This is a genomic window from Erwinia aeris (genome assembly GCF_041224955.1).
In the GTDB taxonomy this organism is placed as follows: Bacteria; Pseudomonadota; Gammaproteobacteria; order Enterobacterales; family Enterobacteriaceae; genus Erwinia; species Erwinia aeris.
Map to the genome: position 1 here is coordinate 52,964 of NZ_JBGFFX010000006.1, position 18,535 is coordinate 71,498.

The 18,535-nt window shown below is 59.2% G+C and carries 21 protein-coding genes and 1 riboswitch; of the genes, 5 read left to right on the forward strand and 16 right to left on the reverse strand.

Going from position 1 to position 18,535, the window contains the following annotated elements:
* Positions 1-111 precede the first annotated feature (111 nt).
* The 4 genes from cdd to metG form a co-directional block, all read right to left on the reverse strand.
* The gene (gene cdd / locus AB6T85_RS11400; protein ID WP_253459980.1) at positions 112-993 is read right to left on the reverse strand and encodes a cytidine deaminase; all 882 of its coding nucleotides are present in this window, start codon (positions 991-993) and stop codon (positions 112-114) included.
* 126 nt (positions 994-1,119) lie between these two features.
* Positions 1,120-1,812 (reverse strand): CidB/LrgB family autolysis modulator, encoded by a 693-nt coding sequence (locus AB6T85_RS11405; protein WP_369895608.1) that lies wholly within the window; start codon positions 1,810-1,812, stop codon positions 1,120-1,122.
* A complete protein-coding gene (locus AB6T85_RS11410) occupies positions 1,805-2,191 on the reverse strand; it encodes a CidA/LrgA family protein (RefSeq protein ID WP_301251132.1) in 387 nt (128 codons plus the stop codon). The genes AB6T85_RS11405 and AB6T85_RS11410 overlap by 8 nt, the downstream gene beginning before the upstream one ends.
* Before the next feature lie 111 nt (positions 2,192-2,302).
* Positions 2,303-4,336, reverse strand: a complete 2,034-nt coding sequence (gene metG, locus AB6T85_RS11415; protein WP_369895609.1) for a methionine--tRNA ligase — start codon at positions 4,334-4,336, stop codon at positions 2,303-2,305.
* A gap of 163 nt (positions 4,337-4,499) precedes the next feature.
* Between metG and apbC the strand changes: the two genes are divergently transcribed.
* Complete coding sequence (gene apbC / locus AB6T85_RS11420; RefSeq protein WP_253459992.1) at positions 4,500-5,606, forward strand: iron-sulfur cluster carrier protein ApbC; 1,107 nt, start codon at positions 4,500-4,502, stop codon at positions 5,604-5,606.
* Positions 5,607-5,648: 42 nt separating this feature from the next.
* Here apbC and AB6T85_RS11425 read toward each other — a convergent pair whose 3' ends face one another.
* The 3 genes from AB6T85_RS11425 to AB6T85_RS11435 all read right to left on the reverse strand — a co-directional run bounded on the left by AB6T85_RS11425 (position 5,649) and on the right by AB6T85_RS11435 (position 6,689).
* Positions 5,649-6,071, reverse strand: a complete 423-nt coding sequence (locus tag AB6T85_RS11425; protein ID WP_369895610.1) for a GNAT family N-acetyltransferase — start codon at positions 6,069-6,071, stop codon at positions 5,649-5,651.
* Positions 6,068-6,328, reverse strand: coding sequence for a hypothetical protein (locus AB6T85_RS11430; RefSeq protein ID WP_253459998.1), 261 nt, complete (start codon positions 6,326-6,328; stop codon positions 6,068-6,070). The genes AB6T85_RS11425 and AB6T85_RS11430 overlap by 4 nt, the downstream gene beginning before the upstream one ends.
* A gap of 127 nt (positions 6,329-6,455) precedes the next feature.
* Complete coding sequence (locus tag AB6T85_RS11435) at positions 6,456-6,689, reverse strand: hypothetical protein (RefSeq protein WP_369895611.1); 234 nt, start codon at positions 6,687-6,689, stop codon at positions 6,456-6,458.
* On the opposite strand from AB6T85_RS11435, the gene AB6T85_RS11440 reads away from it, so the two are divergent.
* From AB6T85_RS11440 to thiD, 3 genes are all read left to right on the forward strand, one after another.
* Entirely contained in the window at positions 6,684-6,806 is a 123-nt protein-coding gene (locus AB6T85_RS11440; RefSeq protein ID WP_301289678.1) for a hypothetical protein, read from the forward strand. The genes AB6T85_RS11435 and AB6T85_RS11440 overlap by 6 nt on opposite strands.
* A gap of 72 nt (positions 6,807-6,878) precedes the next feature.
* Positions 6,879-6,975, forward strand: a riboswitch (TPP riboswitch).
* Between the two features lie 32 nt (positions 6,976-7,007).
* Positions 7,008-7,793, forward strand: a complete 786-nt coding sequence (gene thiM, locus AB6T85_RS11445) for a hydroxyethylthiazole kinase (protein ID WP_301251127.1) — start codon at positions 7,008-7,010, stop codon at positions 7,791-7,793.
* Positions 7,790-8,587: a bifunctional hydroxymethylpyrimidine kinase/phosphomethylpyrimidine kinase gene (thiD, locus tag AB6T85_RS11450; protein ID WP_369895613.1), complete on the forward strand. Its 798-nt coding sequence runs from the start codon at positions 7,790-7,792 to the stop codon at positions 8,585-8,587. Before thiM ends, thiD begins: the two co-directional genes overlap by 4 nt.
* Positions 8,588-8,602: 15 nt before the next feature.
* On the opposite strand, the gene AB6T85_RS11455 is transcribed toward thiD, so the two are convergent.
* From AB6T85_RS11455 to manD, 6 genes are all read right to left on the reverse strand, one after another.
* Positions 8,603-8,770 carry a hypothetical protein gene (locus AB6T85_RS11455; RefSeq protein ID WP_369895615.1) on the reverse strand — a complete coding sequence of 56 codons (168 nt, stop codon included), beginning with the start codon at positions 8,768-8,770 and terminating at the stop codon, positions 8,603-8,605.
* The gene (locus tag AB6T85_RS11460) at positions 8,757-9,443 is read right to left on the reverse strand and encodes a GntR family transcriptional regulator (RefSeq protein ID WP_253460007.1); all 687 of its coding nucleotides are present in this window, start codon (positions 9,441-9,443) and stop codon (positions 8,757-8,759) included. The genes AB6T85_RS11455 and AB6T85_RS11460 overlap by 14 nt, the downstream gene beginning before the upstream one ends.
* Positions 9,444-9,548: 105 nt before the next feature.
* A complete protein-coding gene (locus AB6T85_RS11465) occupies positions 9,549-11,006 on the reverse strand; it encodes a mannitol dehydrogenase family protein (protein WP_253460009.1) in 1,458 nt (485 codons plus the stop codon).
* Between the two features lie 40 nt (positions 11,007-11,046).
* Positions 11,047-12,330 carry an MFS transporter gene (locus AB6T85_RS11470; RefSeq protein ID WP_253460011.1) on the reverse strand — a complete coding sequence of 428 codons (1,284 nt, stop codon included), beginning with the start codon at positions 12,328-12,330 and terminating at the stop codon, positions 11,047-11,049.
* A 117-nt stretch (positions 12,331-12,447) separates the two neighbouring features.
* Positions 12,448-13,458, reverse strand: coding sequence for a Zn-dependent oxidoreductase (locus AB6T85_RS11475; RefSeq protein WP_369895616.1), 1,011 nt, complete (start codon positions 13,456-13,458; stop codon positions 12,448-12,450).
* Positions 13,459-13,468: 10 nt separating this feature from the next.
* Positions 13,469-14,683, reverse strand: coding sequence for a D-mannonate dehydratase ManD (manD, locus tag AB6T85_RS11480; protein WP_301251126.1), 1,215 nt, complete (start codon positions 14,681-14,683; stop codon positions 13,469-13,471).
* Between the two features lie 198 nt (positions 14,684-14,881).
* On the opposite strand from manD, the gene AB6T85_RS11485 reads away from it, so the two are divergent.
* Positions 14,882-15,082 (forward strand): hypothetical protein, encoded by a 201-nt coding sequence (locus AB6T85_RS11485; protein ID WP_369895618.1) that lies wholly within the window; start codon positions 14,882-14,884, stop codon positions 15,080-15,082.
* 166 nt (positions 15,083-15,248) lie between these two features.
* On the opposite strand, the gene yegS is transcribed toward AB6T85_RS11485, so the two are convergent.
* The 3 genes from yegS to baeR all read right to left on the reverse strand — a co-directional run bounded on the left by yegS (position 15,249) and on the right by baeR (position 18,533).
* Positions 15,249-16,151 (reverse strand): lipid kinase YegS, encoded by a 903-nt coding sequence (yegS, locus tag AB6T85_RS11490; RefSeq protein WP_301251123.1) that lies wholly within the window; start codon positions 16,149-16,151, stop codon positions 15,249-15,251.
* 245 nt (positions 16,152-16,396) lie between these two features.
* Entirely contained in the window at positions 16,397-17,737 is a 1,341-nt protein-coding gene (trhP, locus tag AB6T85_RS11495; protein ID WP_253460020.1) for a prephenate-dependent tRNA uridine(34) hydroxylase TrhP, read from the reverse strand.
* 88 nt (positions 17,738-17,825) lie between these two features.
* The gene (baeR, locus tag AB6T85_RS11500) at positions 17,826-18,533 is read right to left on the reverse strand and encodes an envelope stress response regulator BaeR (RefSeq protein WP_301251121.1); all 708 of its coding nucleotides are present in this window, start codon (positions 18,531-18,533) and stop codon (positions 17,826-17,828) included.
* Between the last annotated feature and the right edge of the window lie 2 nt (positions 18,534-18,535).

Consider the following 18,535-nt stretch of genomic DNA (forward strand, 5'->3'; position numbering starts at 1 on the left):
AAATAATTCATCCGAAAGTACAGCATTTGTTAACAGCTTATAACAAATGCGGGCACTTTTTTGGCAATAAAAAGCCAGCCGGCAGCGGGGCTTACGGGCTGGCGAAGCGGATCAGCGCAGCGGCACGGTTTGCAACGTCGCGCAGCCCAGCGCCTGAAGCGTCGCGGCGGTTGCCTGTCGCTGGATAAGGCGGGCATCGGGCGCTTCCGCCAGCACGGCGCGCTGAATTTGCAGCACGTCGTAGCCTGCAAGGTTCAGCAGGATCAGCGCGGCCTGCAGCGGCGGCAGGCTTGGGTTAAAGGCAGCGTTTTCCGCATAGCTGCCGGCAAAAATCGCGCCGTCGGCCATTTGCAGCGCCACGCCGCTTAACGCCTGCGAGTAAGGCGCATGGCTGCGGTTAGCCGCCTCAAGCGCGGCCCTGACCAGCGCGTCGCCGGTAATGGTCAGGCCGTGATCGACCTCGTCCAGCAGCAGCGTCTCAATCGCTAAATCGCGCGGGCCGAAAGCATCTGGCAGGTAATCGCCCAGCGTCGCCGGTTCGCGTCCCGGCAGATGAATGCGCAGCGCGGTGCCGCTGTTCAGCTCGTTCATAAACTGGCGGCAGTGGCCGCAGGGCGTGTAGTTGACGGTAATCGCCTCAAGACCTTTTTCGCCGCGCAGCCAGGCATGGGTTACCGCGCTCTGTTCGGCGTGGACGGTTTGCTGCATGGTCGCGCCGGAAAACTCCATGTTTGCGCCAAAATAGAGATGGCCGCTGCGGCCCAGCGCCAGCGCGCCGACGTTAAAGCGCGACAGCGGCGCGACGGCACAGGCGGCCGCCAGCGGCAGCAGCGCAAAGGTAAGTTCGCGGTTGTCCAGACCGGTTTCGGTTCTGATGGCGGCCATTTGTTCTGGGGTAAAAAAAGCGGGAAAGGTGTCGGTCAGCAAAGGCTGCAACGCCGCCTGCAGCGGGGAAGGCAGCGCGGCGAAAGCCGCTTGAAAACGTGGTTGCATAGTGGCTTCTCTTGCATAAGTGGCCGCTTATTCTGGCGGGCAGCCAGGCTAATGTATGTGATTATAATCACACAGATTATGCAATTTATGAAAGAGAACCACAAAATGCGCGACGCATCGCAAGTTTTATCGCCAGAAATGCATCAGTAGCGGAAAAAGAAACGGTGCCAGCAGCGAAGTGATAATGCCGCAGATCACCAGCGCCAGCGAGCTGTAGGCGCCTTCCTGGTAATCCAGCTCCGAGCAGCGCGCCGTACCCAGCGCGTGAGAAGCGTTGCCGATCGCCAGACCGCGCGAGGCCTTGCTGCGGATCTTCAGCAGGTTAAGCAGCATATGACCGAAAACCGCGCCGAGTACGCCCGCAATCAGCACGCAAATGGCGCTGATGGCCGGAATGCCGCCCAGCGTGGCGGAAACCGCCATGGCAATCGGCGTGGTCACGGATTTAGGCATAATAGTCGCCGCTATCTGCGGCGTGGCGCCCATCCACAGCGCGATAGCCGTACCGGAAATCATCGCCGTCATGCTGCCGATAAAGCAGACGCCGATAATTGACTTCCAGCGCGCGCGGATCTGATGCATCTGTTCATACAGCGGCAGCGCCAGCGCCACCACGGCGGGCTGCAACAGCTGGTTCAGGATCGCGCTGCCCTGAAAATAGCGGGCGTAGGGCATCTGCATCAGCAGCAGCAGCGGAATGATGATCGCCATGGAGATCAGCAACGGATTGAGCAGGGAAATTTTCACCTTCGCCGCCACCCGGCGAGCGCCGAAAAAGACCAGCATGGTCAGCGGCAGAGACCACCAGATATCACTCATCGCCTGTTCCTTTCACTTTGCCATGCAGCTGGTGCGAAGCCAGCCCCACGGTCAGCAAAACAATAAAGGTGCTGACCACGCAGGAAACCACTATCGGGCCGAACTGCGCGCTGAGCAGGTCGGTATAGCTCATCACGCCGACGCTGATCGGCACAAACAGCAGCGCCATATAGCGGATCAGGAGCAGGCTGCCGGGCCTGATCCAGTCGGGTGGAACCAGTTGAAAAGCCAGCAGAAAAAACAGGATCAGCATACCGATAATGCTGCCCGGGATCGTGACCGGCAGCAGCAGCGCCAGCGCGTTTCCGGCATAGAGGCAGAGATAGATAATCAGAAAGGCGCGCAGATAGCGCCAGAGGATCAACAGTACGGTACGCATGATAAGCTCCGGTTTTGCAACGCATTAATCATACGATCGGCAGGAGATTTGTGCCAGAGATCACAGTGGGCCGCAAAAAAACGGGCGAATCGCTTCGCCCGTCTCCGTTGCTTATTTTACCTGCATTCCCGGCTGAGCGCCGCTGTCCGGCGACAGCAGGAAGATCTCTTTGCCGCCAGGGCCGGCGGCCATCACCATACCTTCCGAGATGCCGAAGCGCATCTTACGCGGCGCCAGGTTAGCCACCATCATGGTCAGGCGGCCTACCAGCACCGACGGATCCGGATAGGCGGTACGAATGCCGGAGAAAATGTTGCGGGTTTCGCCGCCCAGATCCAGCGTCAGGCGCAGCAGCTTATCGGAGCCTTCGACAAACTCGGCGTTCTGGATCAGCGCGATACGCATATCCACTTTGGCAAAGTCGTCAAAGGTGATGGTTTCCTGAATCGGATCGTCCGCCAGCGGGCCGGTCAGCGCCGGTTTGTTCGCCGCCGCCGCGTCCTCTTTCGAGGCCTCGATCAGCGCGTTGACCTTGTCCATCTCGACGCGGTTGTACAGCGCTTTAAAGGCGGAAAGCATGTGATCGCGCAGCGGCTGCGCAATACCGTCCCAGCTCAGCTCCTGGTTCAGGAAGGCTTCGGCGCGCTCGCTCAGCGAAGGCAGCACCGGCTTCAGCCAGGTCATCAGCACGCGGAACATATTGATGCCCATTGAGCAGATCGCCTGCAGGTCGGCATCGCGGCCTTCCTGCTTCGCCACCACCCACGGCGCCTGCTCGTCAACGTAGCGGTTCGCTACGTCCGCCATCGCCATGATTTCACGCACCGCACGGCCAAACTCACGGCTCTGCCAGGCTTCCGCAATGCTGGCGGAGGCGTCCACAAAGGATTGATACAGCGCCGGATCGGCCAGCTCGGCGGACAGCTTGCCGCCAAAGCGCTTGTTGATAAATCCGGCGTTACGGGACGCCAGGTTAACCACTTTATTAACGATATCCGCATTCACGCGCTGGACGAAATCTTCCAGATTCAGGTCGATATCATCAATGCGCGAAGAGAGCTTGGCGGCATAGTAATAGCGCAGGCTGTCGGCATCCAGATGCTGTAGCCAGGTGCTGGCCTTGATAAAGGTGCCGCGCGACTTGGACATTTTCGCGCCGTTAACCGTCACGTACCCGTGGACAAACAGGTTGTTCGGCTTGCGGAAGTTGCTGCCTTCCAGCATGGCTGGCCAGAACAGGCTGTGGAAATAGACGATGTCCTTGCCGATAAAGTGATACAGCTCCGCCTCGGAGTCTTTTTGCCAGAAGGCGTCGAAATCAATATCGCCGCGCTTGTCGCAGAGATTTTTAAACGAGCCCATATAGCCGATAGGCGCATCCAGCCAGACGTAGAAATATTTGCCCGGCGCGCCCGGAATTTCAAAGCCGAAGTAGGGCGCATCGCGGGAGATATCCCACTGTTGCAGACCCGACTCGAACCATTCCTGCATCTTGTTGGCGACCTGCTCCTGCAGGGCACCGGAACGGGTCCAGGCCTGTAGCATGGCGCTGAACTCCGGCAGATCGAAGAAGAAGTGCTCGGAGTCGCGCAGTACCGGCGTCGCGCCGGACACCACGGATTTAGGATCGATCAGCTCGGTCGGGCTGTAGGTGGCGCTGCACACTTCGCAGTTGTCGCCGTACTGATCCGGCGATTTACATTTCGGGCAGGTGCCTTTCACAAAGCGATCCGGCAGGAACATGCCTTTTTCCGGGTCGTAAAGCTGCGAAATAGTCCGGTTTTTGATAAAACCGTTCTCTTTCAGACGGGTATAGATCAGCTCCGACAGCTCACGGTTCTCCTCACTGTGCGTGGAGTGGTAGTTATCGTAGCTGATATTGAAACCGGCGAAGTCATTCTGATGTTCCTGACTCATCTCGGCAATCATCTGCTCAGGCGCAATGCCCATCTGCTGAGCTTTCAGCATGATCGGCGTACCGTGCGCATCGTCGGCGCAGATGAAGTAAACCTCGTTGCCGCGCATTCGCTGGTAACGGACCCAAATATCCGCCTGGATATGCTCGAGCATGTGGCCGAGATGAATAGAACCGTTGGCGTAAGGGAGTGCGCACGTTACCAATATTTTTTTCGCGACTTGAGTCATAGTGAGACTTGCTATACCTGTTTAAAATAGGGGGTTCCGATGTTACCCGAAAGGCCCGGCCTGCGTAAACAACGCCGCGCCGACCGTGCCGTTTTTTACTGCCTGCCGCCGACAGCCTTATCTGATATGCTCTGAATAACGTCACAGAAAAAAAGGAGCCGGGATGATGCCTCAATCCCAACATTCACCTGAAGCGCTGCGCGCGATAGTGATGGGCGTTTTAACCACGTTTGAACATCCGACGCTACAGCGCAACCTCACCGCGCTGAAGGCGCTGCACCATTGCGCAATGCTGGACAACACCCTGCATATTGAACTGCTGATGCCTTTCGCCTGGCACAGCGGCTTTGAAGCCTTAAAGGAGAGCGCCAGCGCGGAGCTGCTGCGCCTGACTAATGCCACCGCCATCAGCTGGAAGCTGAGCCTGGATATCGCCACGCTGAAAAGGGTGAAGAACCAGCCAGGCGTAAAGGGCGTGAAAAATATTATTGCCGTCAGCTCCGGCAAGGGCGGCGTCGGCAAATCCAGCACGGCGGTCAACCTGGCGCTGGCGCTGATGGCCGAAGGCGCGAAAGTCGGCCTGCTGGATGCGGATATCTATGGCCCGTCGATCCCTGATATGCTCGGCACGCAAAACGAACGGCCTACCTCGCCGGACGGTACGCATATGGCACCGATTATGGCGCACGGGCTGGCGACCAACTCTATCGGCTATCTGGTGACCGATGACAACGCGATGGTGTGGCGCGGGCCGATGGCCAGCAAGGCGCTGATGCAGCTGCTGAACGAAACGCTGTGGCCGGATCTGGACTACCTGATCCTGGATATGCCGCCAGGCACGGGCGATATTCAGCTGACGCTGGCGCAAAACGTGCCGGTGACCGGCGCGCTGGTGGTGACCACGCCGCAGGATATCGCGCTGATCGACGCCCGTAAGGGGATTGTGATGTTTGAAAAGGTCAGCGTGCCGGTGCTGGGCATCGTCGAGAACATGAGCGTGCACGTGTGCAGCAACTGCGGTCATCACGAGCCGATTTTCGGCAGCGGCGGCGCGCTGGCGCTGGCGGAACAGTATCACACGCGCCTGCTGAGCCAGCTGCCGCTGCACATCACGCTGCGCGAGGATCTGGACGACGGAATGCCGACGGTGGTGCGCCGTCCCGACAGCGAATTTACCTGGCTGTATCGCCAGCTGGCAGGCCAGGTCGCCGCACAGCTCTACTGGGATGGCGAAGTGATCCCGGACGATATCGCTTTCCGCGTAGTCTGACGGCAAATGTGCGATACGGGCGCACCAGGCGCCCGTTTTCTTTTACAGCACGTAGTGCAGCAGCAGATATTCTCCCTGTTCGCCTTCGCCGCTGCTGATAACCTGCCAGCCGTGACGCTGATAAAAAGCCAGCGCCCGGTCGTTTGCCTTAAGGCACTTTAGCGCGCCGGTCGACGTGAAGCCGGCCTGCACCGCCTCCAGCAGCTCGCTGCCAATACCCTGACCCTGACACGCCGGGTCGACAAATAAACTGTGCAAAAAATTATCGGCGGGCAGCAGCGCGGCAAAGCCCGTGCGGTGGCCGTCGTGCTCGGCGACCAGGATGCGTTCGCCCAGCGTTACGCGGTCGAAATCCTCCAGCTGCCAGTCGCTGCCGTCAAGCCAGTGCCAGTTCGCCTTGCGGGCGGCCAGAAACAGCGTGCGCAGAAAAGGGCGGTCGGCTTCGGTAAAGGCGCGTACCGTCATCCGTTCTCTCCCCAGACGGGCTTTACGTGTCTTTCGCCCTCAATGCCCGTGCCGCGATAGTCATAATCGATTTTGCCCGCTTCAAAAAGCTGATCCAGCAGGCGGAAATTGTCCGGGGGCGTAACGTTACAGCGGCTATTCAGCACGGTATCCTGAATGGTAAAGGCACGATCGCCGCGCGCTATCTGTTGCAGATAGTGCAGCATTTGCAGCGCCGCGACGCTGATGCCGTATTGTTCATTAAGCGGTCTTGTCATCTTACTTCTCGTCAGGACAGGAATGGCGTTCAGATTAGCGAATGGGCGGACTTTATCAAAAGCCGCTACGGGATCGGAGAGTATGACGCAAAAATTCCCGGCGGCAAAAGAGGCCGCCGGAAAATAATCAGAAATTCACCGTCACGCCGCCAGCCAGCAGCCAGTCGTTGGCGCCTTCCTGTTGCAGCCTGCGCTGATGGTTGAGGCGGGTGGAGAAGGTCACATTGTCGGTAACGGCCAGCCTGGCCTCCGCTTGCACAGCCAGCGCATCGCCGCCGTTGCCGGTACGGAAGGCGTCACGGTTGTGGCCATCGCTAACGGTTACTTTGCCCTGGCCTGCCGGACGATGAAGCCAGTGCATGTCCATGCCCAGATGCAGGGTGCCAGGGACTATCGGCAGCGTGTAATCCCAGGCCAGGCCGCCAATCCATGCCGTCCGCCGCTGCTGCTGCTGGCGCTGGCGCTGGCAGCAGTGTAAACCCTGGCGCTATCTGCGTTAGCAAGCCGTTCCGCGCTTGCGTAAAACAGCGCGTTTCCCTATGCTGGCAAGCACTACGACTCGGGGTGCCCTTCCTTGTGAAGGCTGAGAAATACCCGTTGAACCTGAACTGGATAATGCCAGCGGAGGGAAGTCAGATGCTTTATCGCATCGCCTTCTTGATCGCCGGTTGGGAGCGCTATGATCCAACCTACTCACTATACGGCCAGCCCGGCCGCGTCTCTTGCTCTGTTCCGCCAGCGGTCGCCGCTGGTTCACTGCCTGACCAATGATGTGGTACAAAGCCTGACGGCTAACGTGCTGCTGGCGCTGGACGCGTCGCCCGCGATGGTGACTGAACCTGTGGAAGCGGCACAGTTCAGCGCCATTGCCGATGCCGTGCTGATCAACGTCGGCACGCTGACCGCTGCACGTAGCGAAGCGATGCTGGCCGCGGTGCAGGGAGCGACGGCGGCAGGCCGACCGTGGACGCTGGATCCGGTTGCCGTCGGCGCGCTGACTTTTCGCAGCGATTTTTGCCAGCGGCTGCTGGCATTCCGTCCTGCCGCCATTCGCGGCAACGCCTCTGAAATTATGGCGCTGGCCCGACAGGCGGTTTCCGGTCGCGGCGTCGACAGCCAGCATCATCCTTCCGCCGCGCTGGAGGCCGCTATTCAGCTGGCGCAGTCCAGCGGCGCGGTGGTTGCCGTGACGGGCGAAACGGATTACGTCACCGATGGACGGCGGCTGCTGGCGGTATCGGGCGGCTCTCCGCTGATGACGCGCGTGGTCGGCACGGGCTGCGCGCTCTCCGCCGTGGTGGCCGCATTTTGCGCACTGCCGGGCGACAGGCTGCTGCATATCGCTGCCGCCTGTCGGGTAATGAGCCAGGCGGGCGAGCAGGCGGCGGCGGCGGCCAACGGGCCGGGCACCTTTGAACCGCTGTTTCTCGATGCGCTCTACCGTCTGTACAAGGAGGCGGTATGAGAGTCAACGCATTGACCATCGCCGGTACGGATCCCAGCGGCGGAGCCGGGATCCAGGCCGATCTGAAAACGTTCTCCGCGCTTGAAGCCTACGGTACCAGCGTGATCACCGCGCTGGTGGCGCAGAACACCTGCGGCGTGCAGGCCGTCTATTCCGTGGCGGCCGATTTTGTTTCGGCCCAGCTAGCCTCGGTATTAAGCGACGTGCGCATCGACAGCGTCAAAATCGGTATGTTGCAGGACAGCGATATTGTGGAGGCGGTAGCAGAAGGGCTGGCAAAGGCGGCGATCCCCTGGCGGGTGTTGGATACGGTGATGCTGGCGAAAAGCGGCGATCCGCTGCTTTCCGGGCGGGCCGTGGCGACGCTGCGGGAAAAACTGCTGCCGCAGGTTTCCATTATCACGCCGAATCTGCCGGAAGCCGCTGCGCTGCTGGAGTGCTCACCGGCCCGCAACGAACAGGAGATGCTGCAACAGGGCAGGGCGCTGCTGGCGCTGGGCTGTCAGGCGGTGCTGATGAAAGGCGGCCACCTGAGCGACAACGAAAGCCCGGACTGGCTGCTGACCCCGGAAGGAGAAGAGCGCTTTACCGCGCCGCGCGTGCCGACTAAAAATACGCACGGCACCGGCTGCACGCTTTCTTCCGCGCTGGCCGCGCTGCGCCCGCGTCATACCAGCTGGCCGGGTACGGTAAGCGCAGCGAAACAGTGGCTGCAGGGCGCATTGCAGCACGCAGATACGCTGGAAGTGGGTAAAGGCATTGGCCCGGTGCATCATTTCTACCGCTGGTGGTAGCGCGCTGGAACGCTATCAGCGGGCAAACTGCTGACGGGCCGGGAGAGGATGATTAGTAGTGCATCGACGAGCGAAAACGTTACGGCTGAACCGGCGCGTGTAGCGGTAGTGATGAGACGCGCGGGTGGAAGGACGCTGACGGCCGGAACCGCTCGCCAGCCCGGCAGGATTACTCCTGTTCAAACCACGCGCCGTTTTGCTCTGCAATCGGCGTGATGGAAAAAATCATCTCCTGCAAATGATGCCGCAGCGCCCGTTCGGCGGCGTCGGCGTCTTTCGCCAGCAGCGCCTGCAGGATCTCTTCATGCTGATTGATCAGGCTTTCCGGCGGCGAAACCTTACTGAGGGTCAGGAAGCGCACGCGATCCATCGTCGCCTTGATATTTTCTACCGTTTCCCATGCCAGCTCACAGTTGATGCTCTGCGCGATAAGGCGGTGGAACTCATCATCCAGCAGCAAAAACGCCTGGCTGTCGTTGCGCTCCGCAGACAGCTTTTGCAGGCGCAAATTATGCTCCAGCCGGGCCAGCGCCTCTGGGGTCGCTTCCGTCGCCGCTCGCCTTATTACCGCCGTTTCCACCGCTTCACGAATAAAACGGCCGTCGGCAACGCGTCGCGCAGAAATCTTGCGCACAAAGGTGCCGCGCTGCGGCAGAATTTGCACCAGATCGGCCTCGGCCAGCTTAATAAAGGCTTCCCGCACCGGCTGGCGCGAGACGCTGAAACGGGCAGAAACCTCTTTTTCAGACAGTAAGGCACCCGGTGAAATCACGCAGGTCACAATATCCTGGCGTAAAAAGCGATAGATTTGCTGATTGACTGGTTCGCTGGCGGTAATGATATAGGCAGTAGACATGCGGCAATTTTCATTTCATTAGTGCGTCGCGAAGCCTGACGCTGGAAACAGCCAGTCTAATCAGCCTGCTGCGCCAGCGCCAGTTCTTTTGCCATTAAGCGGCGGTCAGCCGATAACCTGCCTGACCGTTTCTTTCGCGCCCAACTTCAGTAACAGCGCGTAGTAATGGCCGACTTTTTCGCGGAACAGCGAATTATCGGGCAGATCCTCGCCAAAAACAGCCCGCAGCGAGAGCAGAGCGGCGACGCGCTCATCGCCTTCCTGACTGTCGTTTACCCGCTGCGCCAGCTCCGCACGCAGCGGATCGTTAATGACGATTGGCTTGCCCTGCTCATCCACGCCGCCAACAAAGCGTATCCAGCCTGCCACGCCCAGCGCCAGCAGCGTAAAATCGCTGCCGTTAGCCAGATGCCAGCGAATACTGTCCAGCCAGCGCTGCGGCAGCTTTTGCGTGCCGTCGGTAGCGATCTGATAAGTGCGGTGCTTAATCGCCCGGTTGCGATAACGCGCGATCAGCGAATCCGCATAGGCTGTCAGATCCACATTTTTAGTGCTCAGCGTGGGCGCCTGCTCATCCAGCATCAGGCTGCGGGCGGCCTTGAGGTAGTAAGGATCGTCCATACAGTCGCTGATATGCTCATAGCCAGCCAGATAGCCGAGGTAGGCCAGCAGCGAATGGCTGCCGTTGAGCATCCGCAGCTTCATCTCCTCAAACGGCAGGACGTCCGCCACCAGCTCCGCGCCCGCTTTTTCCCATGCCGGGCGACCATTCACAAAATTATCTTCAATGACCCACTGGAAAAAAGGCTCGCATTCGACGCCCACCGGATCGGCGCAGCCCAGCTTGCGGCTCAGTTCGTCAAAGGCTTCCGGCGTCATGGCGGGCACGATGCGGTCCACCATAGTGGAAGGGAAGGTAAGGTGTTTACGGATATAGTCGGCCAGCGCCGGCTCCTGCTGCTGCGCCAGCTGCGTGATGACGTTGCGCGTTACCCGACCGTTTTCCGGCATATTGTCGCAGGACATCACGCTGAAGGGCGGCAGGCCGAGCGCGCGCCGACGTCTGATGGCCGCCAGCACGATCCCCGGAAAAGAAACAGGCTGCTCAGGATGAGCCAGGTCATGCACAATGGACGGATGCGTCAGGTTTAGCTCGCCGCTGGCAGGCTGGTAGCAGTAGCCTTTTTCCGTGATGGTGGCGGAGACAATCGCCACGTCCGGCTGGCAGAGCGCGGTAATAACGCGCTCGACGCCGTCTTCGCGCGCAAAGAGCGCTTCTTTGACCACGCCAACCACGCGGGTGCGCAGCTCGTCGGCGGTTTTTTCCGTTACGCTGTAGAGACAATCCTGCCCGCGCAGCGCTTTAATCAGATCGCCGCTGTTAAGCTGGCATTCGCAATAGCCCCAGTCGCTTTGCTGCTCGGCGGCCAGCCTGTCGGTACACACGGCCTGATGAGCGCGATGGAAAGCGCCGAAGCCAAAATGCACGATACGCGTACGCAGCGCGCTACGATCGTAACGCGGGAGGAGGGTGCCTTCAGGTAACACATCGACAAGTAACATGATAAATCCTTATCAAATAAAAGGCGCCGCAATGCGCCAGTCAGACGGAAACTCGCGCCGCCGCGTTTTTCGGGCTTTTGATCACCAGCAGTACCAGCACCGCGCCCACGGCGGCAATCACGCCGGCCAGCACGAAAGCGCTGTCGAACTTGCCGGTGTGGTGCACGATATAGCCGGTAACGACAGGGCCGATAATGCCGGAAAGGCTGCCGATCAGGTGGATAAAGCCGCTGATGCTGCCGACGCGGCTTTTATGCACCACATCCTGAATAATCGCCCAGTAGATAGCCCCGGTGATATAGAGGAAAAAGATAGAGACCGACATCAGGATAACGGCCGGATAAACCCCTTTTACCGAGCCGGCGAAAGCGACGCAGATAGCGGCGGCCAGCAGCGACACCACCAGCACAATTTTTCTGGAGAGCAGGAGCTTACCGGTGACCTTAAAGATTTTGTCGGAGATTAAGCCGCCCAGCGCCAGCCCGACGAACCCCACCACCCAGGGGATCACCGTAGTCATACTCATCGATTTGATATCAAGGTTATGCGCCTGCACCAGATAGGCCGGGAACCAGCTCAGGAAGAAAAACAGAATATAGTTGTAGCAGAAGAAGGCAAAGGCGGTCACCAGGATAATCGGCTGGCGCAGATAGTAGCCCAGGCCGTGGGACGCCTGCGCCAGCTCTTCGTCCGGCGTGGTTTGCTCCGCTTTCAGACTGGCAATCAGCTCACGCTCGCGCGCGCTGACAAGGCGGCTTTTTAACGGGTTATCCGCGGCGATAAAGAACCACGCCACCATCCAGACGATACCAATAGAGCAAATAATCATAAACGCCGGCCGCCAGCCGAAGGCCAGCGCCAGATAGCCGATAATCGGGCCGGCTACCGCGCCGCCCAGCGGCGAACCGGCGCTGAGAAAGCCCATCGCGGTCGCGGCCTGTTTTTTAGGAAACCAGCCGTTGATCGCCTTATTCGCCGAGGCGCAGATCGGCCCTTCGGCCATGCCAAACAGCACCCGCAGGATCAGCATCGACCAGAAGCCGGTAGCCAGCGCGGTAAAGCCGCAGAACAGCGACCACAGGCCGACGGCAATCCCCAGCACCAGCGTCGGGCCATATTTATCGGTGGCCAGGCCGCCAACAAAGTTGAAAATCGCATAGCCAAAGAAAAAGCTGCCGAAAATCAAACCGAACTGTTCGGCGTTCAGCAACAGATCTTTTTCAATCATCGGCACGGTCAGAGAGAGCGCCACACGATCGAGATAGTTGATCATGTAGACCAGAAACAGCAGGAGTACGATAGTCCAGCGGAGATGCTTGAACATATAAAATCCTTATTTCTTATGGTTTTAAGTGATTCTCTTGACGACTCAGGGAGCCTGGTAACGGGAGGCTGGCCCTCCCTTACCGACTACCGCCCTGACCGTTAAGCCCGGCGTTCGTTAACTGACTTTAAGGACAACTTTGCAGCAGCTGCGCGGATCTTTTTCAAACAGCGTCATCGCTGCCTCCACCTCGCTCAGCGGCAGATAATGCGTGACCAGCTTTTCTGGCTGGATCAGGCGTTTTTCCATCCACTCGATCACCTGAGGGAAACGGTGGCTATTCAGCCTTGAGGTAAACAGGGAGAGCTCTTTGCTGGTCAGGCTTTGCTGCGTTACGGTGCACGGCTCGCCGGAAAAACCCAGTAGCCCGATACGCGCCGCTGGCGAAGCGAGCGCGACGGCTTCGGCCAGAATAGCGGGATGGCAGGCGGCATCGATAATCAGCGTTGGCTTGACCCCTTCCAGCTGGGCAGCCAGCGGGATCTCGCTGTTATCCAGCACGGTATCCGCGCCGTTTTCTTGCGCCATCGTCAGCCTTTCCGGCAGCCTGTCCGCCACAATGACGTTACGCACGTTGAATACGCCTTTCAGCGCCTGGATAGCGGTTAAGCCCATCGGGCCGGCCCCGAAGATCAGCGCAACATCGTCCGGCACGGGCTTCAGGAAAGCACAGATATTGGCGGCGATGGTAAAAGGCTCGATCAGGCTGGCGAGCTTATCGGGGATCGATGGCGGCACCACGTAAGCGTTGCGCGCCGGTACGACGGCATAGTCGCTAAAACCGCCGTCGCGGTGGACGCCGATCACCTGTAGCTCGCTACAAACGTTGGGGCGACCAACGGAGCAGGGATAGCAGTGGCCGCAGCTGACCACCGGATCGACCGCTACGCGCTCGCCAACGCGCGATGCCTCTACGCCCGGGCCTGCTGCCTCGATCACGCCAAAAAACTCGTGGCCGATCACGCGCGGATAGCGGGCGAAAGGATTGTGGCCGTGCCAGATATGCACGTCGGAACCGCAGATGCTGGCATAGGCTATTTTTATCCGTACTTCGCCAGCGGCTGGCTCCGGTAAGGCGCGCTCCTCAATTACCAGCTCGCCGGGTTTAGCAATAACGACGCTTTTCATTTTATTTTCCTCACCAGTTCCATAAAGTGCCGTCTTCAAGGCGGGCTACCGGCAGGTAGGCAGGCTCATAGGGGTATTTCGCCGCCAGCTTCTCGTCAAACTCAATGCCCAGGCCCGGTTTATCGCCCGGATGCATATAGCCGTCTTCAAAAGTCCAGCTGTGCTGGAACACTTCCATCATCTGTTCGGAATAGCCCATATATTCCTGCACGCCGAAGTTCGGTACCCAAAGGTCAAAATGCAGCGCGGCCGCCATGCAGATTGGCGACAGATCGGACGGGCCGTGCGAACCGGTACGTACCTGATAAAGCGAAGCGAAATCGGCGATGCGGCGCATACCGGTAATGCCGCCCGCATGGGTGATGGTGGTACGGATATAGTCGATCAGCTGCTCTTCTATCAGCTGCTTGCAGTCCCAGATGCTGTTGAAGACTTCGCCTACCGCAATCGGCGTAACGGTGTGCTGGCGGATCAGGCGGAAACATTCCTGATTTTCGGCAGGCGTCGGATCCTCCATCCAGAACAGACGGTAATCTTCCACGCTTTTACCAAAGCGGGCGGCCTCAATCGGCGTCAGGCGGTGGTGCATATCATGCAGCAGATGCTCATTAAAACCGAACCTGTCGCGAATGGCGGCAAACAGTTTAGGGGTAAAATCGAGGTATTTTTCCGTAGACCAGAGCTGCTCTTCCGGCCAGTCGCCTTTGGTGGCCGGCTCGTAGGCCAGGCCCTTGCCTTTGGCCATCCCGTAGGTGGTTTTCATGCCCGGCACGCCGCACTGCGCGCGGATAGCCTTAAAGCCCATCTCTTTATGCTTTGCGTAGTCGTCCATGACTTCATCAATGCTGTGGCCGGTGGTGTGACAGTAAACCATCACGCCCTCACGCGAGGCGCCGCCCAGCAGCTGGTAGACCGGCATATTGGCCGCTTTGCCTTTGATGTCCCACAGCGCCTGATCGACAGCCGAAATGGCGGACATGGTCACCGGGCCGCGACGCCAGTAGGCGCCTTTATAGAAATATTGCCAGATGTCCTCGATCTGATGCGCGTTGCGACCGATCAGCTGCGGGCAAACGTGATCTTTCAGATAGGAGGCCACCGGCAGCTCGCGGCCGTTCAGCGTGGCGTCGCCGATGCCGGTCAGCCCCTGATCCGTGGTGATCTTAACCGTAACGAAGTTCCTGCCGGGGCAGGTAACAAAGACTTCCGCTTTTACAATTTTCATTCTTGTCGTCCTGGTGAAGAGAATGAGGAGAAAATACGTTCTGGCGTACTACCATACAAGTTGCAGGCGACGAAACTCCGATAGCGATCACACTTGTGAAAGCATTGTTATGAGCAGAGAGGCATTTTTGCTGGCGGAAGCCGATGCCGGATCCACCGGAAGCGCGCTTTTCAGCATCCAGACGGAAACGGCGCCGCTATGCGGCAGGAGATAAGATCGGTAACGGCGGAAGAGGGCGCGTGCCGGTTCGCCCTGAACGCTAAGGCTGGCGGTCAGCGTCGGTTTGCCCTGAACGTTAAGGCTGGCGGTCAGCGCCGGTTCGCCCTGAACGCTAAGGCTGGCGGTCAGCGTCGGTTTGCCCTGAACGCTAAGGCTGGCGGTCAGTGCCGGTCGCCCTGAACGTTAAGGCTGGCGGTCAGCGCCGGTCGTCCTGAACGCTAAGGCTTGCGGTCAGCGCCGGTCGCCCTGAACGTTCAGGCTGGCGGCCTGCGTGGGACAAGGCTAAAAGCCTGCCTTCGCCTTTATGCATCGCTGTCCAAAACCGGGGCGCAATGGCCCCGGTCGGTCAGGCCAGAAGCTCGCAGGAAGGCGGCAGGCGGCAGGCCAGCGCGGCGGGCAAAATCTCAATACGGAAAGTGGTGCCGCGCAGCGGTTCGCCATCAAGATTAAAGGCCATCTCGTTTGGCGAGGTAATTTCCAGCCACGGCAGCGAAGCGCGAATGATGTTTGGATTTTCATCATCGCCGCCGGTCAGCGAGTTAAACAGCGTCGGCAAAATTTCTTTTGAGGTGACAATGGTCAGCTCCAGCCGGCCGTCGTTGATCAGCGCGGTCGGACAGAGCCGCTGGCCGCCGCCCGCCTGGCGTCCGTTGCCGATACCGATCACCAGCGCGTCGCCCTGCCAGCTAAAGTCCGGGCCGCGCAGTTCGCAGCTGTCCGCCTTAAGCGTATCCATGCGCAACAGGCCGTGGATCAGATAAGAGACGCCGCCCAGCGCTGATTTGAGCTTCTCCGGCGTTTCGGTGGTAATACGCGTGCCGAAGCCGCCGGTCGCCATATTGATAAAGTAGCGATCCTGATTGACCCGCGCCAGATCGACGGAGGTGGCCTTGCCGACGATAGCCAGCCGCAGCGCGTGCTCCATCTCTTCAGGTATGCCCGCACTGGTGGCAAAATCGTTGGCGGTGCCGAGGGGAATAATCCCCAATACCGGACGTAGCGGCGCATCCACGCCCGCCAGCGCGGTAGCGATTTCATTAATCGTGCCGTCGCCGCCGCCCGCAACCACGGTCGCCGCGTGCAGATCTACCGCCTCTTTGACGAAGCGTTCGCCATCGCCGTGTTCCCAGGTAACGCGGACTTCAATCTGCAGTCCTTCCTCGCGCAGCGACAGAATAGCTTCGCGCAGTTCCTCATTACCTGCACCTTTACCATTAAGGATTACCAGCGTAAGCGATTGTTGGTCCATCTTCTTTTCCTGTCAAAATGGCCTTAGCCAGACGAGCTTCTGTTATAGCACATCCGACCATCGGTGGAAAAAACCGTGGGCTAAAAGAAAGGCCCGCTCGGCGAGCCGGGCGGGCCAGGAGGTGGTTTTAAAAACCGCTATTTAGAATTTTTCATTCGAGGCCCGTGCATCATAACCGGAAACGGCGCGCCGGAATGTGATGGCATTCTAAAAGTCACGTCAGGAAACTTTTAGCACCCTGAACGTTATGCCGATTCAGGAAAATTGCGCATCAGCAGCGCGAAAGCGAGGTCGATCGCTTCCGGCACCGGGATCCAGACAAAGTGGCCGTTGCCCGGCGCGACGCTGGTCGGTTGGCCTTTTTGATTTTCCATCTGCTCCAGGCGGAAATTGACGTTGCCTGCCGGCGTCATCAGCTCCAGGCTGTCGCCCAGGCTGAACTTGTTTTTTACTTCGACCAGCGCCATGTCGCCACGGCGTTCGCCGGTAAACTCGCCGACAAACTGCTGGCGCTCGGAAGCGGAGAAGCTGCGGTCGTAAGTCTGGTAGCTGTCATGCGTGTGGCGGCGTAAAAAGCCTTCCGTATAGCCGCGATGGGCCAGGCCTTCCAGCGTTTCCAGCAGGGAGGCATCGAAGGGTTTGCCTGCGGCGGCGTCATCGATGGCGCGACGATAAACCTGCGCGGTGCGGGCGCAGTAATAATGCGATTTGGTACGGCCTTCAATTTTCAGCGAGTGCACGCCCATCTTCGTCAGCTGCTCCACGTGCGCCACCGCGCGCAGATCTTTGGAGTTCATAATATAGGTGCCGTGCTCATCCTCAAAGGCGGTCATATACTCGCCGGGACGCATGGCTTCCTCAATCATAAAGACTTTGTCGGTTGGCTGGCCCACGCCCAGCGTCGGCTCGACGTTTTTTACCGGAATGGGCTGATACTGGTGCACGATATTGCCGATTTCATCCTCTTTGCCTTCCTGCACCTTATATTCCCAGCGGCAGGCGTTGGTGCAGGTGCCCTGATTCGGGTCGCGCTTGTTGATATAGCCGGAAAGCAGGCAGCGGCCGGAATAGGCCATGCAGAGCGCGCCGTGCACGAAAATTTCCAGTTCCATTTCCGGCACGCGCTCGCGGATTTCGGCGATCTCCTCCAGCGAAAGCTCGCGCGAGAGGATAACGCGCGTCAGCCCCATCTGCTGCCAGAACCTGACCGTGGCCCAGTTGACCGCGTTGGCCTGCACGGAAAGGTGAACGTCCATCTCCGGGAAGGCATCGCGCACCATCATAATTAAACCGGGATCGGACATAATCAGCGCGTCCGGCCCCATCGCCACGACGGGCGTCAGATCGCGGATAAAGGTTTTCAGCTTGGCGTTATGCGGCGCGATATTCACCACGACGTAGAATCGCTTTCCCTGCGCGTGCGCTTCACTGATGCCGATAGCCAGATTTTCGTGGTTGAACTCATTGTTGCGCACGCGCAGGCTGTAGCGAGGCTGACCGGCATAGACGGCGTCCGCGCCATAGGCAAAGGCGTAGCGCATGTTTTTCAGCGAGCCGGCGGGAGAAAGCAGTTCTGGTTTAAACATAGAGGTCTCAATCCTGGCATAAGGCCGTATGACGGCCTTACAAAATGTGCGGGGATTGTAAAAGCTGGCGGCAGGAATGTAAATTGCGCTAGATCAAGCGGCACACGTCCGCTTCCCAGCGGTAGCCCATGCCGTAGACCGCGCGGATAAAGGGCTGATCGGCATCCAGCGCCTCCAGCTTGCGGCGCAGATTCTTGATATGGCTGTCGATGGTGCGGTCGGTCACCACGCGATAGTCGTCATACAGATGGTTCAGCAGCATCTCGCGCGAAAAGACTTTGCCTGGCTCATGCGCCAGCGTTTTCAGCAGGCGAAACTCGGCGGGCGTTAGCTCCAGCGGCGTGCTGTTCCAGCTGGCCTGAAAACGCGCTTCATCCACCACCAGCAGCGACGCTTTTTGCGCCTCTTCCGGCGTACGCTTGCAGCGCTTGAGGATAGTTTTCACCCGCGCGACCACTTCACGCGGGCTGAAAGGCTTGCAGATATAGTCGTCGGCGCCAATCTCCAGCCCCAGCAGCCGGTCGATCTCTTCCGTTCTGGCGGTAACCATAATCACCGGCAGCTCAGAGAAACGGCGCAGCTCGCGGCACAGCGTCAGGCCATCCACGCCCGGCAGCATTAAATCCAGCAGCATCAGATCCGGCGGCGTCTGCTTAACCCATTCCAGCACCTCGTCGCCGCGCAGCAGATGATGCGTGCGGTAATTGGCGGCCTGCAAATAATCGACCAGCAGCTGGCCGAGCTTGGGTTCATCCTCAACCACCAGGATCAGTGGGCTAAGCGGTTCCTGATTCATGA